The organism is Burkholderia sp. LFS061, assembly GCF_047978125.1.
In the GTDB taxonomy this organism is placed as follows: Bacteria; Pseudomonadota; Gammaproteobacteria; order Burkholderiales; family Burkholderiaceae; genus Burkholderia; species Burkholderia pyrrocinia_C.
In genome coordinates, this window is record NZ_JBFPFS010000001.1 from 314,867 (window position 1) to 335,541 (window position 20,675).

Below are 20,675 nucleotides of genomic sequence, written 5' to 3' on the forward strand. Positions count from 1 at the left end.
GACGGCCGGTCGCGTACTGCGGCTATCGCGACGACCGTCTCCAGTACTACCGAAATGCCCATCGTCCGATGACGCCAGCGCTGGCAAACAGCCGCAGCCGTGCCGCCTCCCACTCGGCCAGCGTTCGCACCCGTTCCTGGCGGGCATCGGCAAGCGCCGCTTGTGCCGACAGCAGTTCCAGAATATCTCCTGCGCCGAACGCGTAACGATTGCGCGCCGATGTCAGCGCCGCTTCCGCGGCAGCCAGCAAGCGTGCAGACGCATCCAGGTTGTCCGCTGTCGTCTCCGCGTCGGCATGGGCCTTCAGCACGTCACGCAGAATCTGCTGCTGCGTATCGAGAAGCTGTGCCTGTGCCAGTTCGGCCTGAGCCTGCGCGCCGCGAATCCGATACGTGCGAGAAAAGCCGTCAAAGAACGGAATCGTCAAAGTCAGGCCGATGCTGGTTTGCGTCGCCCGCACTGACTGCAATCCCTGATTCGGATATCCGTTCCGCGACAGCGTGCCGCTTAGATCCAGGGTCGGCATTCCGTCGGACCGCACGGTCGTGACCTTCGCTTGCGCAGCCTTCCATTTGGCCCGCGCCGCCCGGATCTCGGGGTGAGAACCTTCGGCCGCGCGAAGCCAGTCGCTTAGCTGGCGCTCCGCGTCTAGCGCAACCGGTACGACTGCCTCCTCGACCTCGAGCCGCGTGCCGGCGGGCAGACCGGTCGCAAAGACCAGTTCGGCGCGGGCCCGAGCCACCTCCCCGCCCGCTCGCCGTGCAGCGAGCAATGCCTTGGCCAGCGCTGTTTCCGCCTGCAATACGTCTGCTCGGGATGCAACGCCCATCTCCAGCCGCTTACGCGACGCACGCAGCGTCGATTCCGCCAAAGTCGCGGACTCGGTACGCGCTGCAAACGCCGCTTGAGCATTCTGAACATCGAAATAGCTACCGATGACATCCACGACCGCCTTCTGCATCGCTGCGTCGTGGCCCGCCAGCGCTGCCGTCAGCAGTTGCTGTGCCGCCGCGCGGTTTGCAGCTCGCCCACCAAAGTCGAGTAGCCGCCAGTTCAACGTCGCGTTCGACGTTCGACCGACGCCGCGCGTATTCATTGATGGTGCATCGGAATACCGGTTATAAGTCGTCAATTGGCTGATCGACCCGTTGACGGTGGGGAGCCATGCCGATCTGGCTTCACCCACCGCAGCGGCCTGGATCTTGATCGATGCCCACGCCGCTCGAATACGGGGGTTGTGGCATAGCGCAAGATCAACCGCATCGCCAAGCGTCAGCAGCTTCGCCGGGCCAGTCGACGAAGCGCATACAACTGGCATGTCATCGCCCGGTAATCGCTGCCCCGCATCCAGCACCGGTGGACGGGTCAGCAGCGGATCGGCCAGGCCATCCGGAATCCCGCGTGTTTCGGCATTGCATGCAATTGAAACCAACATCAGGCCGAAGATCCACGGACACACGCCACCTTTCAAGCTCCTAGCGCTCACGCAAACTCTCCCGCGCATGCTGCAGCAACGGCGACAGCACATACTCGATCACCCGCCGTGTACCGGTCCTGATCTCGGCACTACCCGACATACCCGGCGACAGTGCGATCTCGCGACCGTCTACCACCAGCGCCGAACGATCAAGCAGGATCCTGACCGAGTAGACGAGTCCCTTCTTGTCGTCGTCTATCGCATCGCGCGAGACATGACTCACTTTCGCCGACAACGTGCCGTATTTCGTGTACTCGAATGCGTCGATCTTCACGCTGGCGGCCTGCCCTTCCTCGACGAAGCCGATATCCCGGTTGTCGACGAATGCTTCCATTTCTACCGCCCCCTCTCGCGGCACGATCTGCATCAGCGGCTGTGCGGCCGGCACCGCTGTCCCAATGGTATGGACGGCAAGCTGCTGGACGGTTCCGTCGATCGGGGCGGTCAGGCGCAGCAGCTCCCCGTGTGCCTCCGCACGCCGCATGTCGCCCGACGACGCGTCCACGATACGCTGCGCATCGTTCAACGCATCCTGGGTATTCCTTCGCGTCTCTGCCACGAGAGCCGCGCGCTGGTGACGAGCATCCGCAAGCTGTCCCGCCGTATCGATGCGCTGCTGCTCGGCCTCGATCCACGCGTGCTCCGCAACGTCACGGGTCTCCATCAACTTGGCGTAATCGTCCGCACGACGCGCCGCAAGCGGAGCGGCCTGACCGTACCGGTGTATTTCGCTGTCGAGACGGTCCCGTCGCGCGACGAAATCGCGCCATTGATCCAGCAGGTGCCGCTCGACCTCGCGCCGGCGCTCGGGCGACACGCCCTCCACACCCGCCAGTCGAGGCTGTCGCCCCGTGTCGATCGCGTCGATCAACGCCCGGGCACGCTCGGCTTGCAGTACCGCATTCAGCCGGTCGCCGTCCGCCCGTTGACGTTCGGCGTCGATTACGCGCGTATCGAGATCGATCAGTGCGTCGCCAGCCTTCACGACCTGTCCGTCGCGCACGTGCAGCGCTCGCACGCTGGCAACCTCGACCGCCGCCAGCGTCTTGGTCCGGGAGGATGGAATGATCTTGCCGCCGCCGTCGACAACAATGTCGATTTTCCCGAAATACGACCAGACGATCGCCGTCATTACGAGCAGGATGAGAATGCGCGCGACCCACCGGCCTGCCGGCGAGACAGGTATCGCCTGGACAGACAGCGCCGCCGGCAGAAACTCGGCCTCGTTCGCATTGAATGTCGGCAGCGTCATCCGATGGCGCTGCTTCCAGCAGTGACGCCAGACATCGCGGTAACGCCCGACCAGTTCACGCCAGGCCCCTGCCTGCTGTCGCATGCTCATATCCGTGCCTTTGCTACGTCGCGCCCGCCCTGTTGCAGCGAATACAGGTGTGCGTAGATTCCATTCCGCGTGCGCAGCAGTGTGTCGTGCGTGCCGCTTTCCACGATTTGCCCGCGATCCATCACGAGAATCCGGTCGGCGTCGCGCACCGCCGAGAGCCGATGCGCAATGATCAGCACCGTACGCCGCGCGCAGATGTCCCGCATGTTGGCCTGTATGACGGCTTCTGATTCGTAGTCGAGCGCGCTGGTCGCCTCGTCGAATATCAGGATGCGTGGATCGGTCATCAATGCGCGAGCAATGGCGATGCGCTGCCGCTGGCCGCCCGAGAGCCCCGTGCCATGCTCGCCGACAAGCGTGTCGTAACCCTCCGGAAGCTCGCAGATGAACTCGTGTGCGCCGGCCAGCCTCGCTGCATCGATCACCGCGTCGATCGACGCAGTGGGTCGAGCCAGCGCGATGTTGTCCCGCACAGAACGATTGAACAGCGTGTTTTCCTGCAGAACAACGCCAATTTGCTGGCGCAGACTCGCCGTATCGATCACTGCAATATCGTGCCCGTCGACCAGCACTCGCCCGCGATCCGGCACGTAGAGCCGCTGCGCGAGCTTGGTCAGCGTGCTTTTGCCCGACCCGGAGCGGCCCACGATTCCGATGACCTCGCCCGCCGCGATCCTGACGGAGATCTGCCGGATGACATCGCTCGCATCCGGCCGGTAGCGAAACGATACCTGGTCGAATTCGATCGCGCCCTCGAGGCGGGGTACTCGCGTCTTTTTGGCTGCGGTTTCGGGCGCCGTGTTGAGGATATCCCCGAGGCGCCCCATCGAAATCCCTACCTGTTGAAAGTCGTTCCACAGCTGAGCGAGACGCAGTATCGGGCTGGACACCTGCCCGGCCAGCATGTTGAACGCGACGAGCTCGCCGACGGTCAACTTGCCGTCGATCACCAGCGTGGCGCCCAGCCACATGATCGCCGCGGTCACCAGCTTGCTGATCAACGTCACGCCGCCGCTTGCAATCGTGGCAACGTTGGTCGCCGACAGGCCCGAACTCACATAAGCGGCCAGTTGACGGTCCCATCGATCTGTCCAGCGCGGTTCGAGCGCCATCGCCTTGACCGTATCGATCCCGCTGATGGTTTCGACGAGGAAAGACTGATTCTCGGCGCCCTTATTGAATTTCTCGTTCAGACGCCGCCGAATGATCGGCGTAAACACGACCGACAACAACACGTAGAGCGGAATCGAAACAACGACGATAAGCGTAAGCCACGCGCTGTACCAGAGCATCACCCCGAGGAAAACGAACGAAAATGCGAGATCCATCACCAGCGTCACGGCATTGCCGGTGAGGAACGCGCGAATGTTCTCCAGCTCGCGAATACGGGCGACAGAATCGCCCACACGGCGCGCCTGAAACCACGCCAGCGGCAATGCCAACAGATGACGGAAGAGCCGAGCGCCGAGTTCGACGTCGATCTTGCTGCTCGTATGCGCGAAGACCCAGGTTCGTATTCCCGAAAGCGCCGCTTCGAACAGCGTCGCGCAAATCAGCCCCACGGCGATCACGTTCAACGTCTTCATCGCGTGATTGACGAGCACCTTGTCCATCACCACCTGGAAGAAGAGCGGCGTGGCGAGCGCAATCAACTGCAACACCAGAGAGATCGCAAGAACTTCGCCCAGCAGCTTCCGGTACGTAACGATTGCCGGAATGAACCAGCTGAAATCGAAGCGCGCCAGGGTACCCGCAATGCTGCTCTTGCTCGTGAAATAGATGAGCTCGCCGGTCCAGATCTCCAGAAGACGCTCGCGGGTCAGGACGGTAGGTGCCTCACCCGGAAACTGGACAAGCATTCGAGGCGCGCGTGTTCCATCTGTGGCCTGGTACTGCGCGACCACGAAATAGCCACCTTCGCCTTTCGCCCGTGCGACCGCGGGCAAAGGCGCCCGATCCAGTCGTTCGAGGTTCTGTTGAACGGCCCGGGCCGTCATGCCGAGGGAACGCGCGGCTCGCAGGATTGTTTGAGTATCGAAACGGCCGAAGCCGAATTCATGTCGCAACGCGGCTTCGTCGGCTGCGATGCCGTGCAGGCTGGCCATCGTCAGAACGACGGCGAGACCGGAGTCGACATCCTGCGTCGGAGACGACGCTGGATGCCGGAGAATGGAACTGTCCATGAAGGGAAACGAGGCGAGAAAGGAAATGCGATACGGCCGGCAGCAGGCCGTCCGGTCGCACGTAATGTGCAACCGGACGGATCGACCTTCGGGAACCGAAATTAACGCCAGCTCGTCGCCAGCGTCGGCGCAAGCGCGGCCTGATGCTCAGGAGACAGCGTTACTGATCCCGCAGCCGGCGGCGACCATACCGCCATGGCCTGTACCAGTTTCTCGACATCGGCATTGACGAGCGTTCGGCCGTCGTCTGTACGAATCTGCTCGATCTGATACCGTGAACCCTGGTACCAGTCCCGAACCGTCGCGGTATCGCCGGTGCCGAGGATACTGATCTCCAGATCGTTGCCGACGTGACGGAACCACAATTGATCCGCGGATACGCCGGCACCGATGCTGATCACATCGCTGTTGCCAAGCGTTTCGTCGTCGTCCCGGATCGTGTCGCGGCCGGACCCGCGACCGAATCGATAGGTATCGTTGCCCAGGCCACCGACCAGAATGTCATTGCCGGCACCGCCATCCAGCACGTTGTTGCCTCGGTTGCCGATGATCGTGTTGTCGAGTGCGTTACCCGTGCCGTCGATGTCCTCGTTCCACAGTTTCAGCGCTTCGGCCGTGTAAATCGCATACGAGTTCGGTACGTTAGCCGCCGACCTGAACTCCTGAAGGCTCACGTAACGGGTCATGTCGCTGACGCGTTGACGCCCCGAATCGGCAATGTAGAAGCCTTTGAGCGCACCGTCTGCCTCACCATATACCGCGCCGGTCACCGTAACGACGTGATTGACGCCGCCGCTGTCGAGATACGCACCATCTCCCCAGAGCCGACCGGCGTTCAGCGCGAGAATCACACCCCGACCGCTTCGAACCAGATTCGCGACCGCACGCTCGTCGTATCCCGCGAGCAGATTGTTCGTAATGCCGTAGCTTTTCAGGAGCGCCTGTTGTTGGACGTAGTTCGATCCGCCTCGCTGATAGTCGGTCGCGGCCGGGCTGGTGATCGCCCATTGGTTGTCGATCGCGCGCCTGACCACCTCTCCCTCCGTGGTCGGCGTCCCGATCTGTGTAAGCAGATTGGCGATCGACGTCAGCGCGCACGTTCCCTGGAACGTCGGAACCGCGTCGCCCTGCATGTAATCCAGTTCGTTCGCCTTCGGGTAACCGTATACGAGTACGGACGCGCCATCGACGAGACCCTTTTCCGGTTTGCCGAAATCGAGCAGATTCAGGTTCTCGACATGGTCGCCCAGTGCGTAGCTGATTTTGCTCTGAACCGTATCGATCCCTTCGCCCGCCCGTTCCACCACACGATCGCCAACGTTATCGACGTAGTAGGTGTCATTGCCCTTGCCGCCGATCATCGTGTCGGCGCCTGTCACACCGTCCAGGATGTTGTTCGCGCTGTTGCCTACGATCACGTTATCGAGCGCATTGCCCGTGCCGTTGATGTCGAATCCTTCGACGAGGCGCAATTCCTCGATGTTGGCATTGAGGATGTAGTTCGCGCTGCTGATCACCGTGTCGTAACCTTCATTCACGTACTCGAGAATCACGTCGTTGACGCTGTTGACGATATAGGTGTCGTTACCCTGCCCGCCTTCCATGTGATCCGCACCGGCGCCGCCATCGAGATAGTCGTTCCCGAGACCGCCGAGCAGCGTATCCCTGCCGTCCCCGCCGTAGAGATAGTCGTCGTCCGTCTCGCCCGGAGCCAGCGTCCTCTTCTCCTCGTTGTCGCCGGTGAAGCCGACCAGCAGATCGTCGCCCGCGCCGCCATACAGGATGTCGTTGCCGACTTGACCGAACAGGCGATCGTTGCCGTCTCCGCCGTACAGCCGGTCGTGGCCGGCTCCGCCTTGAATTTCGTCGTTGCCTGCCTCGCCATAGAGCAGATCGTTGCCGAGGCCGCCGAGAATCAGGTCGTTGCCGGCGCCACCGTAGATCGTGTCGTCGTCGGTTTCCCACGCGGCGAGAGCCTGCTTCGCATCATTGGTGGCGGTGAAGCCGACGAGAATGTCGTCACCATCACCGCCCCAGATCGTGTCGTTGCCCGCGCCGCCGAAAATCTTGTCGTTGCCGGTTTCCCCCGACAGGACGTCGTTGCCGTTACCGCCATTCAACTCGTCGCTGCCGGCGCCGCCAAAGAGCGTGTCGTCGCCCTCTCCGCCGTCGAGGAAGTCGTCGTCGTTGCCGCCATCGAGGTAGTCGTTGCCAAGACCGCCATACAACGCATCGTTTCCGTTGCCGCCGTATAGCGCGTCGTTGTCGGTTTCGCCCCACGACAACGTTTGCTTCGCATCGTTGCCGGCGGTAAAGCCGACCAGTACGTCGTCACCATCGCCGCCCCAGATCACGTCGTCGCCCGCTTCACCGAATATCCGGTCGTGACCGGCTTCGCCGAGAAGTCGGTCGTTGCCTTCGTCGCCGTGCAATTCGTCGTTGCCGGTACCACCGAATATCGTGTCGTTTCCGTGACCGCCTCTGACGAGATCTGCACCGTCGCCACCGTCCATGTAGTCGTTGCCGAGGCCGCCCCACATCCGGTCGTTGCCCGCACCACCGTACATGACGTCGTCGTCCGTTTCTCCCGGTGCGAGTGCCTGCTTCGCTTCGTTGGACGCGGTGAAGCCCATCATGATGTCGTCGCCATCGCCGCCGTTCATGATGTCGTTGCCGGCCTGGCCAAACAGCGAATCGTTTCCGGAGCCCCCATCGAGCACGTCGTTGCCTGCACCACCCTGCAACTCGTCGTCGCCTTCTTCGCCGTACAACCGATCGTCGCCGTCGTAGCCGAATAGCGTGTCGTTGCCGGTGCCGCCCCACAGATTGTCGTTGCGCCAGCTGCCGCCCATTACATCGTCGCCGCCGCCGGCGAGGAAGTTCACGAGCAAACCGCTGTTGATCCAGTGGCCGTACGCGGCGTAGTAGTTCGCGTCGAATACGTCGTTTCCGTCGGTTCCGATGAGATAGGTTCGATTGCCGTTGTTGATCTTGATCTGACGCGCACCGAAGTGGATAAACTGACTGGAATTGATCCAGTACGTGTTGTCGGTGTCGCGCAGCGCGCGGTAATTGGAGAAGGGAACAGCCGGGGCGAGATAGATTCGCCCTGGCTGGCCCGCGACCTCGCTGCCCTTGAGCGGCGCGGTGGCTGGGCCGTTCGCATATCGGCTGTTGCCACGAGTCACGATGTCGAAATCGACGGCACGAATTTCGGAAATACCTACGTGATGGAGCGCGCGGAATTCGCCGGCATCCGCGATGCCGTCCTCGTTCATATCGACCCAGACCTGCAGGCCATTGAGTTCCGCACCGGACAATTTGCCGTCGCGGTTGGTATCGAGCGAGCGCAGTGTTTCAGCACTCAAACCTTGTCGCTGTGCATTGAGCAACACCGGAGTCTTGTTCGCGATCGACGCCGCGGTGTCGAGTTCGAGGCTTTTCGCTTCGTAGAACGCGCCGATCGGGTTGTACCAGCCGGATGGCATCGTGAAGCCGTAATCGTTCTTCCCGCCGTAGGTCAGCGTCCGGGAAATGATCTGGCTCAGATCCAGATAGCTCGTGCCGCTCAGTAGTCCGGTGGCGCGATATCGTGACAGCAGGCTGTCTGCGAAGGCGGCGTCGCGGACGTTGGACAGATCGTAGCGCTGGCCGCCATTCACGACGAAGTTGCGGTCGACGACACCGTCGCCGTTGGTGTCTTCGCGGACTACGCTGGCGCCTTCGCCGAGGCGGGTTTCTTTCTTGACATAGGTGAATACGCCGTCGCCGTTCGTGTCGGTTTTCGTGACAGTACCGGATTGCCCGATGTACTGGACGGTATGACCGCCCTTTCCGTTCGGCGTGGTTATCTGGATCGAATATCCTTCCCACTGGTTCCCGATTGCAATGTATCCTGGCTCGAACCCCGGGCGATAATCTTCGAGCGGCAGCATGAACATTTTTATCTCGACATCGTTGCTGTACGTCGTGATCTTCCAGTCTCCGTCGGTGCGAGTGCTAGCCACGGTAATGCCGGACGACGCCCCCCCCATCACACGGTCGATGGTACGCGACACTTCATCGCGGAAAAGCGGGCTGTTGTCAGCGGTCAGGCCAAGGACGTTCGGTGCGATATATTCCTCCCAAGCGCCTTTAGCCAAGGCTCCCAAAAACATACCGCCGCCTACAGTGGCGACGCCCACGGCAAAGCCGGAAATGGAGACAGGTAGTAATGCAGTGACCACGGCGCCACCAACAAGGCCGCCCAATATTCCAACTGCGGTGTCAACTACCTCATAAGAGGACGCGTTTGGGTTCTTGATAACCCACAGCAATTGAACAGCAGAAATAATACCGCCCAACTGCCCCCCAATAGCAGTCATCCGTTTCGCATATGTGCCCGTCTCCTGAGCAATTTCTGCAAATGAGCGCATCTTGCCCAATTCTGCTCGCATAGCTTCAACTCGCGCAATTGCTTGAGCATCAAGCAGACTACGATCTACGCTATCGAGCGCCTTGATCGCTCCAACACTGAGCGCGTCGATATTTTTCCACATCATTCGCGCATATTCCGCGCGCGCAGCGGCATCAGTGGATAGCTTTGCGGAACTTTCTGAGACTTTCTCTAATTGGGTAGCGATATTTTGCAAGGCCACCCTCACTCCCTCTCCAGACGCACCCAACGCACTCCACTCATCGAGCTCATACCAAGCCATATTTCATCTCCAATTATCATAAAATACACAGCACAACAAAGAAAGAATCGCAACAATCGCTGCAACAAAGCAAATAACCAAATATCCACCAGCAAACAATGGCCCAACCATTCCAAGCCAGAATCTCGACTTTCCAACAGACATGAAATTCCAGTCAAAATATTGACCATGAAAAACCAGAAGAAACACACTCCCAGAAAAAAACAAGATCGCAATCAGAAATGCAAAAGCCTTTCTTTTCCATGAGTAGTCGAAGTACCCGGCAACTATTTCCTCCCTCTCCGCATAGCAAAGGCGAAAAGCTTCAAAGATTCTGAGAGGTATCGCGACCAACATCAGTGAAAAGTAGAGCGCGGTGACATCTGGAAACTGGGATCTCTCGATTGCTTTGAAAAGCAATGGAGATACCTCCCCGATGCTGGTCACAATTGTTTTCAGCACTGGCCAACGCGTCAGCGCATCATTTGGTGCGAACCATGCAATCAGCGCGCCAGCGAGATGCAAAACCATAATCGCCGGACTCCGTCGATAGAATTCGATCAAGAATCCAACGATATTGCGAGGCCCATTGCCGTCTCCTTTCGCAGTCAATAGTGGCCTACGATGTGCTCCCTCCTTTTCTCGCCAGTCAGCACGAGCGCTCTCTCTTACCCCCCACCGCCTTACCATATGGATACCTAATCAATGTTTCCAAACGTTACCAAACAAAATCCACAATTCACACCAACCGCCAGCGATATACAATCCCCGTGAAGATATAGAAAGAATTGAAAGAAAACAAGAGATCCTCTTATTTTCATACACATACGAAACGTTAAAAGTAATTCGAAAATTCCGTACTTGTACGATTACTTATTTCCGACACGCTATCGACGAATTCACGCAAGCGAAAACATCCCCGAACCCCGTCCAATCAATCACCGCACCAGAAAACAAAAAAGCCGGCCCATGGCCGGCTTTCCCGTTTCAAACGATTACGACGCTACATCAGTCGCCCGATGAAATCAGCGTGAGCAACACGCCAATCCCACACGACATCACACATCAAACTTCACCCCCTGCGCCAACGGCAGTTGGCGGCTGTAGTTGATCGTGTTCGTCGCGCGACGCATATAAGCCTTCCACGCATCCGAACCCGACTCGCGCCCGCCGCCCGTTTCCTTCTCGCCACCGAACGCACCGCCGATCTCCGCGCCGCTCGTGCCGATGTTCACGTTGACGATCCCGCAATCGCTGCCGGCTGCCGACATGAACTGCTCGGCCTCGCGCATGTCGTTCGTGAAGATCGCCGACGACAGGCCTTGCGGCACCGCGTTGTGCAGTTCGATCGCATCGTCGAAGTTGTCGTAGATCATCACATACAGGATCGGCGCGAACGTCTCGCGCTCGACCACCGCCGATTGCTTCGGCATCCGCACGATGGCCGGACGCACGTAGTACGCATCCGCATGACCGACGTCGACGCGCTCGCCGCCCTTCACTTCGCCGCCTTGCTCGCGTGCATCGGCCAGCGCCTTCTGCATCGCGTCGAACGACGCGCGGTCGACCAGCGGGCCGACGAGCGTGCCTTCCTCGAGCGGGTTGCCGACCTTCACCGACGCATAGGCCTTCTCGATGCGCGGCAGCAGTTGCTCGACGAGGCTGCGATGCACGATCAAGCGGCGCAGCGTCGTGCAGCGCTGGCCGGCCGTGCCGACCGCCGCGAACGTGACCGCGCGCACCACGAGGTCGAGATCGGCGCTCGGCGCGACGATCATCCCGTTGTTGCCGCCGAGCTCGAGGATGCCGCGCGCAAGACGCTGGCTCAGCACCTTCGCGACTTCCTGGCCCATCCGCACGCTGCCCGTCGCGCTGACGACCGGCACCTTCTTCGATGCCGTCAGCACCTCGCCCACATCGCGCATGCCGAGCACCAGCTGGCTCAGGCCCTGCGGCGCGACGCCCGGATGGGTCTTCTCGAATTCGCGGATCGCCTTCTCGAGCAGCACGTGGCACGCAATCGCGGTGAGCGGCGTCTTCTCCGACGGCTTCCACACGACCGAATCGCCGCACACGAACGCGAGCGCCGCATTCCACGCCCACACCGCGACCGGGAAGTTGAACGCAGAGATCACGCCGCATACGCCGATCGGGTGCCACGTTTCCATCATCCGGTGGCCCGGGCGCTCCGACGCGATCGTGAGGCCGTAGAGCTGGCGCGACAGGCCGACCGCGAAATCGCAGATGTCGATCATTTCCTGCACTTCGCCGAGGCCTTCCGACGTGATCTTGCCGGCTTCGAGCGTGACGAGGCGGCCCAGCTCGGCCTTGTGCTCGCGCAGCACGTTGCCGAACACGCGCACGAACTCGCCGCGCACCGGCGCCGGCACCGTGCGCCACTTGAGGAATGCGTCGTGCGCGGCGTCGATCTTGCGCTCGGCGTCGGCGGGCGAGTCGACCGCCAGCGTCGCCAGCGTCGCGCCGTCGAGCGGCGAACGCGCGGTCAGCGCAGTGCCTTTCCACCGGGCGAGATCGATGTCGAGCGCAGCAAGAATGTCGTTGAATTGCATCACTTCCTCTTCAGGGACAGATTGATCGGTGCGGCGGCAGCGCCGCCCGCGTGATTCGATTGGAGCGCGTTCGCGCGCCCTGTGCAAGCGGATACGCAGCTCGGCGGGCCCGGTGCGCCGCACGGCGCATCGCGCTGCGCCGCCGCCGAAAAGCCCGGCCGGACGGCACGCCCTCGCGTCGCGAGGCACGATCCATGAAACACATTGTCGGCGGCCACAAGTCGGGCCGCTATTGATATTAACTCACGACTTCATTCCCAAAACGCAACACCTCAGCGAGCCAGACCGATGCATTCTTGTGCCGATATGGGACGTTTCCAAAGCCCGTAGCCGGGCGGCCAGACGCGTCCCGACGCGACGCAAGTTGATGACAAAGCCGCATCACCCTGTTCGGAAATATCGTTTGCCGCTCGTGCATCGGGCACACACAATCGGTGCGACGTCGAGGTGCAACGCACCCGGCGCGCCGCCGGCCGCCACTACGGCAGCCGGACGACAGACGAACGCGACACGCATCGCGGCCCGGCTCATCCGGCCCGTTCCCGCGAAGCACCACCGCTGCCCGGCCGGCAACGCGTCGCGCTTCGTCGCCGAAAAACAATCCCGGAGACAGCGCCCAGCGCCCGCCATGCATTCAGATGCCCGCCCCGATTCGCCCCGTCCATCCGGCTCGCCGCCCGCGAAGCCGTCCCTCCACCGCGCGCTGCAGGCCCGCCATCTGCGGATGATCGCGATCGGCGGCTCGATCGGCACGGGCCTGTTCGTCGCGTCCGGCGCGTCGATCTCGCAGGCCGGCCCCGGCGGCGCGATGCTCGCGTACATGGTGATCGGCCTGATGGTCTATTTCCTGATGACGAGCCTCGGCGAAATGGCCGCGTTCATGCCCGTGTCGGGTTCGTTCGCGACCTACGGCGCGAAGTTCGTCGACGAAGGCTTCGGCTTCGCGCTCGGCTGGAACTACTGGTACAGCTGGGCCGTGACGCTGGCGGTGGAACTCGTCGCCGCGCAGCTCGTGATGCACTACTGGTTTCCGCATGTGCCGGGCGTCTGGTGGAGCGCGCTGTTCCTCACGCTGATCTTCGCGCTCAACGCGCTGTCGGTTCGCGGATTCGGCGAAGCCGAATACTGGTTCGCGCTGATCAAGGTGCTGACGGTGCTCGCGTTCGTCGGCGTCGGCCTGCTGATGATCTTCGGGATCATGCAGGGTGGCCCGAGCGCGGGCTGGGGCAACTTCACGATCGGCGACGCGCCGTTCGCCGGCGGCTGGGCGACGATGCTCGGCGTCGCGATGATCGCGGGCTTCTCGTTCCAGGGCACCGAAATGATCGGCGTCGCGGCCGGCGAATCGGAGAACCCGCGCACGACGATCCCGCGCGCGGTGAAGCAGATCTTCTGGCGGATCCTGCTGTTCTATGTGTTCGCGATCTTCGTGATCGGCGTGCTGATCCCCTATACCGACCCGAGCCTGCTGAAGAGCGACGTGACCGACATCGGCGTGAGCCCGTTTACGCTGGTGTTCCGCCACGCGGGCCTCGCATTCGCGGCCGGCGTGATGAACGCGGTGATCCTGACGGCCGTGCTGTCGGCCGGCAACTCGGGCATGGAACTACGCTGGCAGGATGCCTACCACCAGTTCAATACGGCGGAAAACGAGCAGCAGCTCTTTCACCAGGTTTCCGCATACTCGAAGCGTCTCGGCTTCGAGTACTGCTGCTATGGAATCCGCGTGCCGCAGCCGGGATCGCAGCCCTTGGTCGAGATCTTCGACACCTATCCGCCGGGCTGGATGGCGCACTATCAGGCGCGCAACTACATCGAGATCGATCCGACCGTGCGCGACGGGGCGGCGAGCCCGAACATGATCATCTGGCCCGACGCCGATGCGGCGGAGCAACCGTCGCTCTGGCGCGACGCGCGCGACTTCGGCATGTCGGTCGGCGTCGCGCAGTCGAGCTGGGCCGCGCGCGGCGTGTTCGGACTGTTGACCATCGCGCGGCGCTCGGACCGCCTCACGCCGGCCGAGATCAACAGCCTGACGCTGCAGGCCAACTGGCTCGCCAATCTCTCGCATTCGCTGATGGGCCGGTTCCTCGTGCCGAAGCTGTCGCCGGCCGCGAGCATCTCGCTCACCAAGCGCGAACGCGAGGTGCTGAGCTGGACCAGCGAAGGCCGCACCGCCAGCGAGATCGGCGAACAGCTCAACATCTCCGAGCGCACCGTCACGTTCCACATCAACAACATCCTCGCCAAGCTCGGCGCGGCCAACAAGGTGCAGGCGGTCGTCAAGGCGATCGGCATGGGGCTGATCCAGGCGCCGTAGATGTATGCGTCGACGCGGATGCTCTACAACCTCGCGGTAGAAGGCCGCGCGCCGAAGCTGTTCGCGAAGCTGTCGCCGGGCGGCGTGCCGCGCAACGCGCTGTATGCGACGACCGCCGTCGGCGCACTGTGTTTCCTCACGTCGCTGTATGGCGACAAGACGGTGTACCTGTGGCTGCTGAACACGTCGGGCATGGCCGGCTTCATCACGTGGCTCGGCATCGCGGTCAGCCACTACCGGTTCCGCAAGGGTTTCCTCAAGCAGGGCTACCGGCTCGACCAGCTGCCGTACCGGTCGAAGTGGTTCCCGTTCGGCCCGCTGTTCGCGTTCGCGCTGTGCGCGGTCGTCGCGCTCGGCCAGGATTACCAGGCGTTCCTCGCCGACAAGGTCGACTGGGCGAGTATCGCCGCGACCTATATCGGCCTGCCGTTCTTCCTCGCGATCTGGCTCGGCTACGCGCTCGTGCGCAAATGCCGCCTGGTGCGCTACGAGGACATGGAGATCGCGCCGTGGATCGAACGCAACGCGATACCCGAAACGGCACCGCAGGCCGAAACCGGCTACGCGGGCTACGTCGCCCGCCCGGCCAACCCGGCGCAGGGCGCCTGACGGCCCGCCTCGTGCCGGCCGCCTGCCCGGCCGCGGCAGCCGGCGCCTCGCGCCCCCATTCGACGCGGCGCGCGCGTTCAGGCAAGATCGACGCGCGCCGTCCGTTTTTCCGCCGTTACGAGTCAACGAAATCGCATGCAGAACTTCTACGAAGCCACCGTTACCCGCCAGCCCTACCCGCAACTGACCGGCACGACCGACACGCAGGTCTGCATCGTCGGCGGCGGCCTCGCCGGCCTGTGCACGGCGCTCGGCCTCGTCGAGCGCGGCGTGCGCGACGTCGTCGTGCTCGACAGCGAACGGGTCGGCTTCGGCGCATCGGGCCGCAACGGCGGCTTCGTATTCGGCGGCTACAGCCTCGACAACGCCGACCTGCTGCGCACGCTCGGCCGCGACGAAGGGCGCCGGCTGTACCGGCTCACCGTCGATGCGGTCGACCTGATCCGCGCGCGGATCGCGCGCTACGGGATCGACTGCGACATCGTCGATGAGGGCGTGATGCTCGCGAACTGGTTCGACGATCCTTCCCGGCTCGACAGCGTGCGTACGCTGATGAAGCGCGAACTCGGCGTCGACTGGGAACCCGTGTCGACGGACGCGCTGCGCACGCGGCTGAAGACGCAGCGCTACTACGGCGGCCTGTTCGAGCCGAACGCATTCCACTTCCATCCGCTCAAGTACGTGCTCGGCGTCGCGGCGGCCGCATCGCGCGGCGGTGCGCGCGTGTACGAGCGCTCGGCCGCGCTCGGCATCGCGCGCGAAGGCGCCGGGTACGTCGTGCGCACGGCGCAGGGCGCGGTACGCGCGAAGGACGTCGTGTTCGCCGGCGGCGGCTACGCGCGCGGCGTGTCGCCGCGCATCGAACGCGCAGTGCTGCCGATCGCCACCTACGTGATCGCGACCGAACCGCTCGGCGCGCGGCTGCCGGACGCGATCGACGCGCCGTACGCGATCTACGACACGCGTTTCGCGTTCGACTATTACCGCCCGCTGAAGGACACGCGCATCCTGTGGGGCGGCCGGATCTCGGTGCTCGACCGCGGCCCGGACGCGATCGCACGCCTGCTGCGGCGCGACCTGCTGCGCGTGTATCCGCAACTCGAAGACGTGAAGGTCGACTACGCGTGGGGCGGGCTGATGAGCTACGCGCGGCACAAGATGCCGCAGATCGGCCGCGACGCGGACGGCGTGTGGCACGCGATCGCGTTCGGCGGCCACGGGATGGCGCCGACCACGGTCGCCGGCGAAGCGCTCGCGGCCGCGCTGGCCGAAGGCCGGCCGGTGCCGGACGGCTTCGGCGCATTCGGGCTCACGCGCACGTTCGGGCTGGCGGGCCTCGCCGCCGCGCAGCTTACGTACACGGCATATCAGGCCCGCGACGCGCTCGCGTCCTGCCGCCGCTGAGCGGCCGCGGCGGCCGAAACGACCCTGCCGATTAGAGCGGAGGGTCGGCCGGGCGGGGATTTCCCACATGCTAGAATGCCTTTTCCAAGCCGCCGCGAACCCACAACAAAGTCACATGAAAGCAGGAAGCAAAGCCGCCACGTCCGAAAGCCGCGCGCTTGCGTCCGACGCGCGGCGCAAATACGATCCCGAGCAAACCAAGCGCAACATCCTCGATGTCGCCACGCAGGAATTTTCCGCGATGGGCCTCGCCGGTGCGCGCGTCGACGCGATCGCCGAGCGCACGAACACGACGAAACGGATGCTCTATTACTACTTCGACAGCAAGGAAGGCCTGTACGAGGCCGTGCTGGAGAAGGTGTACGGCGACATCCGCGCGCTCGAGCAGGAACTGCACGTCGGCGACATGGAGCCGCGCGAAGGCATGCGCCGCCTCGTCGAATTCACGTTCGACTATCACGACAAGCATCGCGACTTCGTCCGCCTCGTGTCGATCGAGAACATCCACGGCGCGAAGTATCTCGAACAGCTCAAGTCGTTCAAGAACCGCAACGTCAGCATCATCAAGACGCTCGAGGAACTGGTCGAGCGCGGCGCGGCGAGCGGCGCGTTCCGCAAGGACATCGACGCGTTCGACCTGCACCTGCTGATCAGTTCGTTCTGCTTCCACCGCGTGTCGAACCGCTACACGTTCGGCGCCGCGTTCGGCCGCGACCCGTCGGCGCCGCGCCTGCGCGCGCGGCATCGCGACACGATCGCCGACGCCGTGCTGCGCTACGTCGCCGCGTAAGCGGCGGCCGTAGCAGCCGAGGGCACGAAACGTCCGTGCCCTTCGCGCGTCAGCACTTCAATCCGTCGGCGCGGTCGACGCCAGCGCGATCCGCGCCTTCTCTTCCGGGCTTCCCGCCACGTAATACTTCTTCGCCCAACTCGAATCGGGCGCGAGCGCGAGCCGCGCATGCGTGCCCGTGCCGGTACTCGTGCCGCGCTGCTTCGCACTGATCGCCAGCGCCCGCGCACGATAGTGCTCGTAGAGCCGCAGGAATTCCGCGAGATAGATCGCCGCGATCCGCTTGTCGCGGATCTCGAGCAGATTCTCGTCGTTGTACTGCTCCGAATTGCGGCTCATGTTCGCCGAACCCGTATAGACGACCGGATTCGCGCCTTCCGCATCGATCACGATGAACTTGTGGTGGATCACGACGGGCGGATAGGCCGGCGCCGGCTCGCCCGGAAACTGCCGTATTTCCGGCTCGAAACCCTGCGGCACCGTCGCCGACGAGAAGTACTCGGCGTCGATCACGTCGTGGTTGTCGCGGCTGCGGTGATACAGCTCGAGGTTCGCGAGCGTCGCCGCATCGAGCGTCTGGCCGCCCTGCCGCGCGGCATCGGCCTTCGTCGCGCTGCCGATGTTGATCTTGTTCACCAGCCCGAACATCATCAGCCCGCGGTCGCCGGCCGCGAAGCACGCGTCGCGCAAGGCCGCGTCGGTCGGCATGAACAGGCAGAACGACACCGAATGCTTCGCGGCCGCGATCGCGGCGACGATCGTGTCGATCTCGGTGCGCTGCCCCGACGGTTCGGGCGAGAACGCCAGCCGCACCTGTGCGCTGCCGATCGTCATCGGCGCCGACCAGCCCGGCGACAGCCGCGCCGTGTCCGCGATCGACGGATTGCCGGCCAGCGCATGCGCGCGATCGTTGTACAGCGCGGCCAACGCAGGCGAATCGAACGTGTGCAGCACGTTGGCCTGCTCCGTCAGCCCCTCGGTCGTGAAGTTCGCGGAGCCGGTCAGCACCCGCACGGGCGCCGGGTTGGACGGCGCGTCGGTCACGATGAACTTGTCGTGCATGATGTGCGTCTTGTCGCGCGGCGCGAGCGTGGCGAGCCCCTGCAACGCGTCGACGGCCGGCTGGTTCGGCGACGGCAGCGGCGGCTTGCCCTTGCGCGCCGTCGTGTGCGCGTCGTAGACGATCGCGAGCGACGCGCCGCCGTGCTTGCGCCCGAACGCTTCGAACGCGGGCAGCGCCCACAGCGTGTCGGTCAGGTGATAGACGGCCGACGCCGCGCGCGACGCGCGGTCGAGCATCTCCGCGAACACCTGTTCCATGTCGTTCGCGAGCCACGTGCGCAGCTTCAGCGCCTGCGCGTCGCTCGGTGCCGCATTCGGCGCGAGGCCCAGCGCCGCGACCTGCTTCGCGAACGCCTGCGAGCTCACCACCGCGCGGTTGAACCAGGTGCCGATGCCGTCCTCGATATGCGCGGGCAGCACGACGTCGCACACGCCGGCTTGCGCGTCGAGCACCTGCAGGTCGTCGGGCGTGCCGACGACCGGATAGACGTCGTAGCGGAACGACGCGTCGCGATCCTGTGGATCGATGCGTGCGTCCCACCACATGAATTTCTGGATCGGCGCCTGGTCGGTCGGCGCGTCGCCCTGCGTGTCGGCGGCCGGGCCGTCGAACGTCAGCCGGTTCGGCAGCCAGCTGTTCGGCGCGCGCGTCTTGCCGTCGGCCGACCAGAAGCCCGGCGTGCGCCGGATCGCGAAGCCGAGGAAATCGTTGCGCGACTGCGCATCGGCCCAGTCGAAGGCCAGCAGGACGAGAGTGGGGGAAAGATAGCTGCGCACGCTGACGGACATTCGTTGCTCCCTGGCCGCGAGGCCGGTCGAAATGAATGGGTCAGTGTCGGCAGAGGTTCTTCCCTCGGAATGACGGTTCGATGAACCTTGTATGTCGGACGCGCGTCAGTCGCACACAAGCAGCTCGATCCCGCGCGCGGTCAGCGCGCGGCGCACGGCCTTGTCGGGTGCGCGTTCGGTCACGAGATAGCGCGCGGCCGCCGCGCCGTTGATCCGTACCGGCGTCACGCGGCCGAATTTCGAATGGTCGGCGACGATGATCGCCGTGCCGGCCGCCGCGATCATCCGGCTGCGCACTTCGGCCGCGATCCGCGAGTAGTCGGTGCACTCGCCGTCGGCCGTGATGCCGCCGGCGCCGACAAACGCGAAATCGACATGGTATTGCGCGAGCTGGTGGATCGTGTCGAGCCCGAAGGTTGCGTCTTCGTCGTCGGACAGTTCGCCGCCGAGCAGCGTCACGCGGTTGCCGTTGCGCCGCGCGAGCACGAATGCGGTGCGCCAGTCGTTCGTATAGATCGACAGCCGGTGCCGGTCGGCGAGCGCAAGCGCAACCGCATGCGGCGTGCTGCCCGAATCGATCAGCACCGATGCGTCGTCGGGCACGAATTCGGCCGCGCGCCGCCCGATCGTGCGCTTCGCTTCGGCGTTCGCGGCTTCGCGCTCGGACAGGCTCGGTTCGCGGCGGTCGGCAGCGAGCGCGCCGCCATGCGTCATCACGAGCAGGCCGCGCGCGGCGAGCGCGTTCAGGTCGCGCCGCACGGTCTCGCGCGACACGTCGAGCGAGCGCACGAGTTCCGCGACCGACAACGCGCCCGACCGTCCGAGCTCCGACAGGATGTATTGATGACGTTGTTCCGCCAGCATCGCGTGTGCGCCCGGGGCGACTGGTAATGGGTAAGCCGGCCATTGTATTACGGCCGCTTTACCGGTATTTGACTGCGGCGCGAAACGCGGCCGGGCGGCCGGCCGCATTCCCCGAAAGCGAAATTCTGTATTGCCTGACGCGCGCGAATCGGCACGGCGCCGGTTGCTACACTTTGCGCTTCGCCGAACGACAGACCAAGCAAAGGGGCTCGCACCATGTATCGCAAAGGCAGCGTGATCGAAATCCAGTTTCCGCCCGAACGACTCAACGATGCGGCCGGCGATCCGTACTGGATCGACCTGACGCTCGACGAGGCGCGCCGGCTCTACGAGCAGCTCGCCGCGCGCTTCGCGACCGACGCGCGCGCCAACCAGCCGCTCGACACGTTCTCGATCGACTGATCTTCGCAGCTTCGCGCTTGCCCGCACCGCTGGCGGTGCGGGGCCCTTCCCGTCCGGGCCCCGCTCGCGCCCGCCGATAGCCGGCCCGCGGCGGAAGCCGGCGCATTCATACGATGCGCGGCACGAGTGCAGGATTCGACAAGACGCCGGTGCCGCTTCCCGCGATACTGGCCGACTTTACGATTCC

12 protein-coding genes and 2 pseudogenes are annotated in these 20,675 nt (G+C 63.7%); 6 read left to right on the forward strand and 8 right to left on the reverse strand.

What is annotated here, in order from left to right; all coding sequences use genetic code 11:
• Nucleotides 1-46: 46 nt before the first annotated feature.
• The 6 genes from ACNQQL_RS01440 to ACNQQL_RS01465 all read right to left on the reverse strand — a co-directional run bounded on the left by ACNQQL_RS01440 (nucleotide 47) and on the right by ACNQQL_RS01465 (nucleotide 12,248).
• Nucleotides 47-1,504 carry a TolC family protein gene (locus ACNQQL_RS01440; protein WP_416392491.1) on the reverse strand — a complete coding sequence of 486 codons (1,458 nt, stop codon included), beginning with the start codon at nucleotides 1,502-1,504 and terminating at the stop codon, nucleotides 47-49.
• Entirely contained in the window at nucleotides 1,476-2,819 is a 1,344-nt protein-coding gene (locus ACNQQL_RS01445; protein WP_347062946.1) for an HlyD family type I secretion periplasmic adaptor subunit, read from the reverse strand. Before ACNQQL_RS01445 ends, ACNQQL_RS01440 begins: the two co-directional genes overlap by 29 nt.
• On the reverse strand, nucleotides 2,816-5,002 hold the full coding sequence (locus tag ACNQQL_RS01450) for a type I secretion system permease/ATPase (RefSeq protein ID WP_347062947.1): 2,187 nt from the start codon (nucleotides 5,000-5,002) through the stop codon (nucleotides 2,816-2,818). The genes ACNQQL_RS01445 and ACNQQL_RS01450 overlap by 4 nt, the downstream gene beginning before the upstream one ends.
• Nucleotides 5,003-5,103: 101 nt before the next feature.
• The gene (locus tag ACNQQL_RS01455) at nucleotides 5,104-9,699 is read right to left on the reverse strand and encodes a calcium-binding protein (protein ID WP_347062948.1); all 4,596 of its coding nucleotides are present in this window, start codon (nucleotides 9,697-9,699) and stop codon (nucleotides 5,104-5,106) included.
• A 3-nt stretch (nucleotides 9,700-9,702) separates the two neighbouring features.
• A complete protein-coding gene (locus ACNQQL_RS01460; RefSeq protein WP_347062949.1) occupies nucleotides 9,703-10,209 on the reverse strand; it encodes a hypothetical protein in 507 nt (168 codons plus the stop codon).
• Nucleotides 10,210-10,736: 527 nt separating this feature from the next.
• Nucleotides 10,737-12,248 (reverse strand): aldehyde dehydrogenase family protein, encoded by a 1,512-nt coding sequence (locus ACNQQL_RS01465; protein ID WP_347062950.1) that lies wholly within the window; start codon nucleotides 12,246-12,248, stop codon nucleotides 10,737-10,739.
• Between the two features lie 628 nt (nucleotides 12,249-12,876).
• Here ACNQQL_RS01465 and ACNQQL_RS01470 point away from each other — a divergent pair.
• The 5 genes and pseudogenes from ACNQQL_RS01470 to ACNQQL_RS01490 all read left to right on the forward strand — a co-directional run.
• A pseudogene (locus ACNQQL_RS01470) lies at nucleotides 12,877-13,855 on the forward strand (amino acid permease); the annotation flags it as partial.
• On the forward strand, nucleotides 13,849-14,568 hold the full coding sequence (locus ACNQQL_RS01475) for an autoinducer binding domain-containing protein (RefSeq protein ID WP_015877499.1): 720 nt from the start codon (nucleotides 13,849-13,851) through the stop codon (nucleotides 14,566-14,568). The pseudogene ACNQQL_RS01470 and the gene ACNQQL_RS01475, both read left to right, overlap by 7 nt.
• Nucleotides 14,569-15,177 (forward strand): annotated as a pseudogene (locus ACNQQL_RS01480) (lysine transporter); the annotation flags it as partial.
• A gap of 135 nt (nucleotides 15,178-15,312) precedes the next feature.
• On the forward strand, nucleotides 15,313-16,581 hold the full coding sequence (locus ACNQQL_RS01485; protein WP_072443755.1) for an NAD(P)/FAD-dependent oxidoreductase: 1,269 nt from the start codon (nucleotides 15,313-15,315) through the stop codon (nucleotides 16,579-16,581).
• A 115-nt stretch (nucleotides 16,582-16,696) separates the two neighbouring features.
• On the forward strand, nucleotides 16,697-17,371 hold the full coding sequence (locus ACNQQL_RS01490; RefSeq protein ID WP_072443757.1) for a TetR family transcriptional regulator: 675 nt from the start codon (nucleotides 16,697-16,699) through the stop codon (nucleotides 17,369-17,371).
• Between the two features lie 57 nt (nucleotides 17,372-17,428).
• On the opposite strand, the gene ACNQQL_RS01495 is transcribed toward ACNQQL_RS01490, so the two are convergent.
• Together ACNQQL_RS01495 and ACNQQL_RS01500 are read right to left on the reverse strand one after the other, a co-directional pair.
• Nucleotides 17,429-19,222 (reverse strand): phospholipase D-like domain-containing protein, encoded by a 1,794-nt coding sequence (locus ACNQQL_RS01495; protein WP_347062951.1) that lies wholly within the window; start codon nucleotides 19,220-19,222, stop codon nucleotides 17,429-17,431.
• A 105-nt stretch (nucleotides 19,223-19,327) separates the two neighbouring features.
• Nucleotides 19,328-20,086: a DeoR/GlpR family DNA-binding transcription regulator gene (locus ACNQQL_RS01500; protein ID WP_072443761.1), complete on the reverse strand. Its 759-nt coding sequence runs from the start codon at nucleotides 20,084-20,086 to the stop codon at nucleotides 19,328-19,330.
• A 216-nt stretch (nucleotides 20,087-20,302) separates the two neighbouring features.
• Here ACNQQL_RS01500 and ACNQQL_RS01505 point away from each other — a divergent pair, with 216 nt between their 5' ends.
• Nucleotides 20,303-20,488, forward strand: a complete 186-nt coding sequence (locus ACNQQL_RS01505) for a hypothetical protein (protein ID WP_006480515.1) — start codon at nucleotides 20,303-20,305, stop codon at nucleotides 20,486-20,488.
• Nucleotides 20,489-20,675 lie beyond the last annotated feature (187 nt).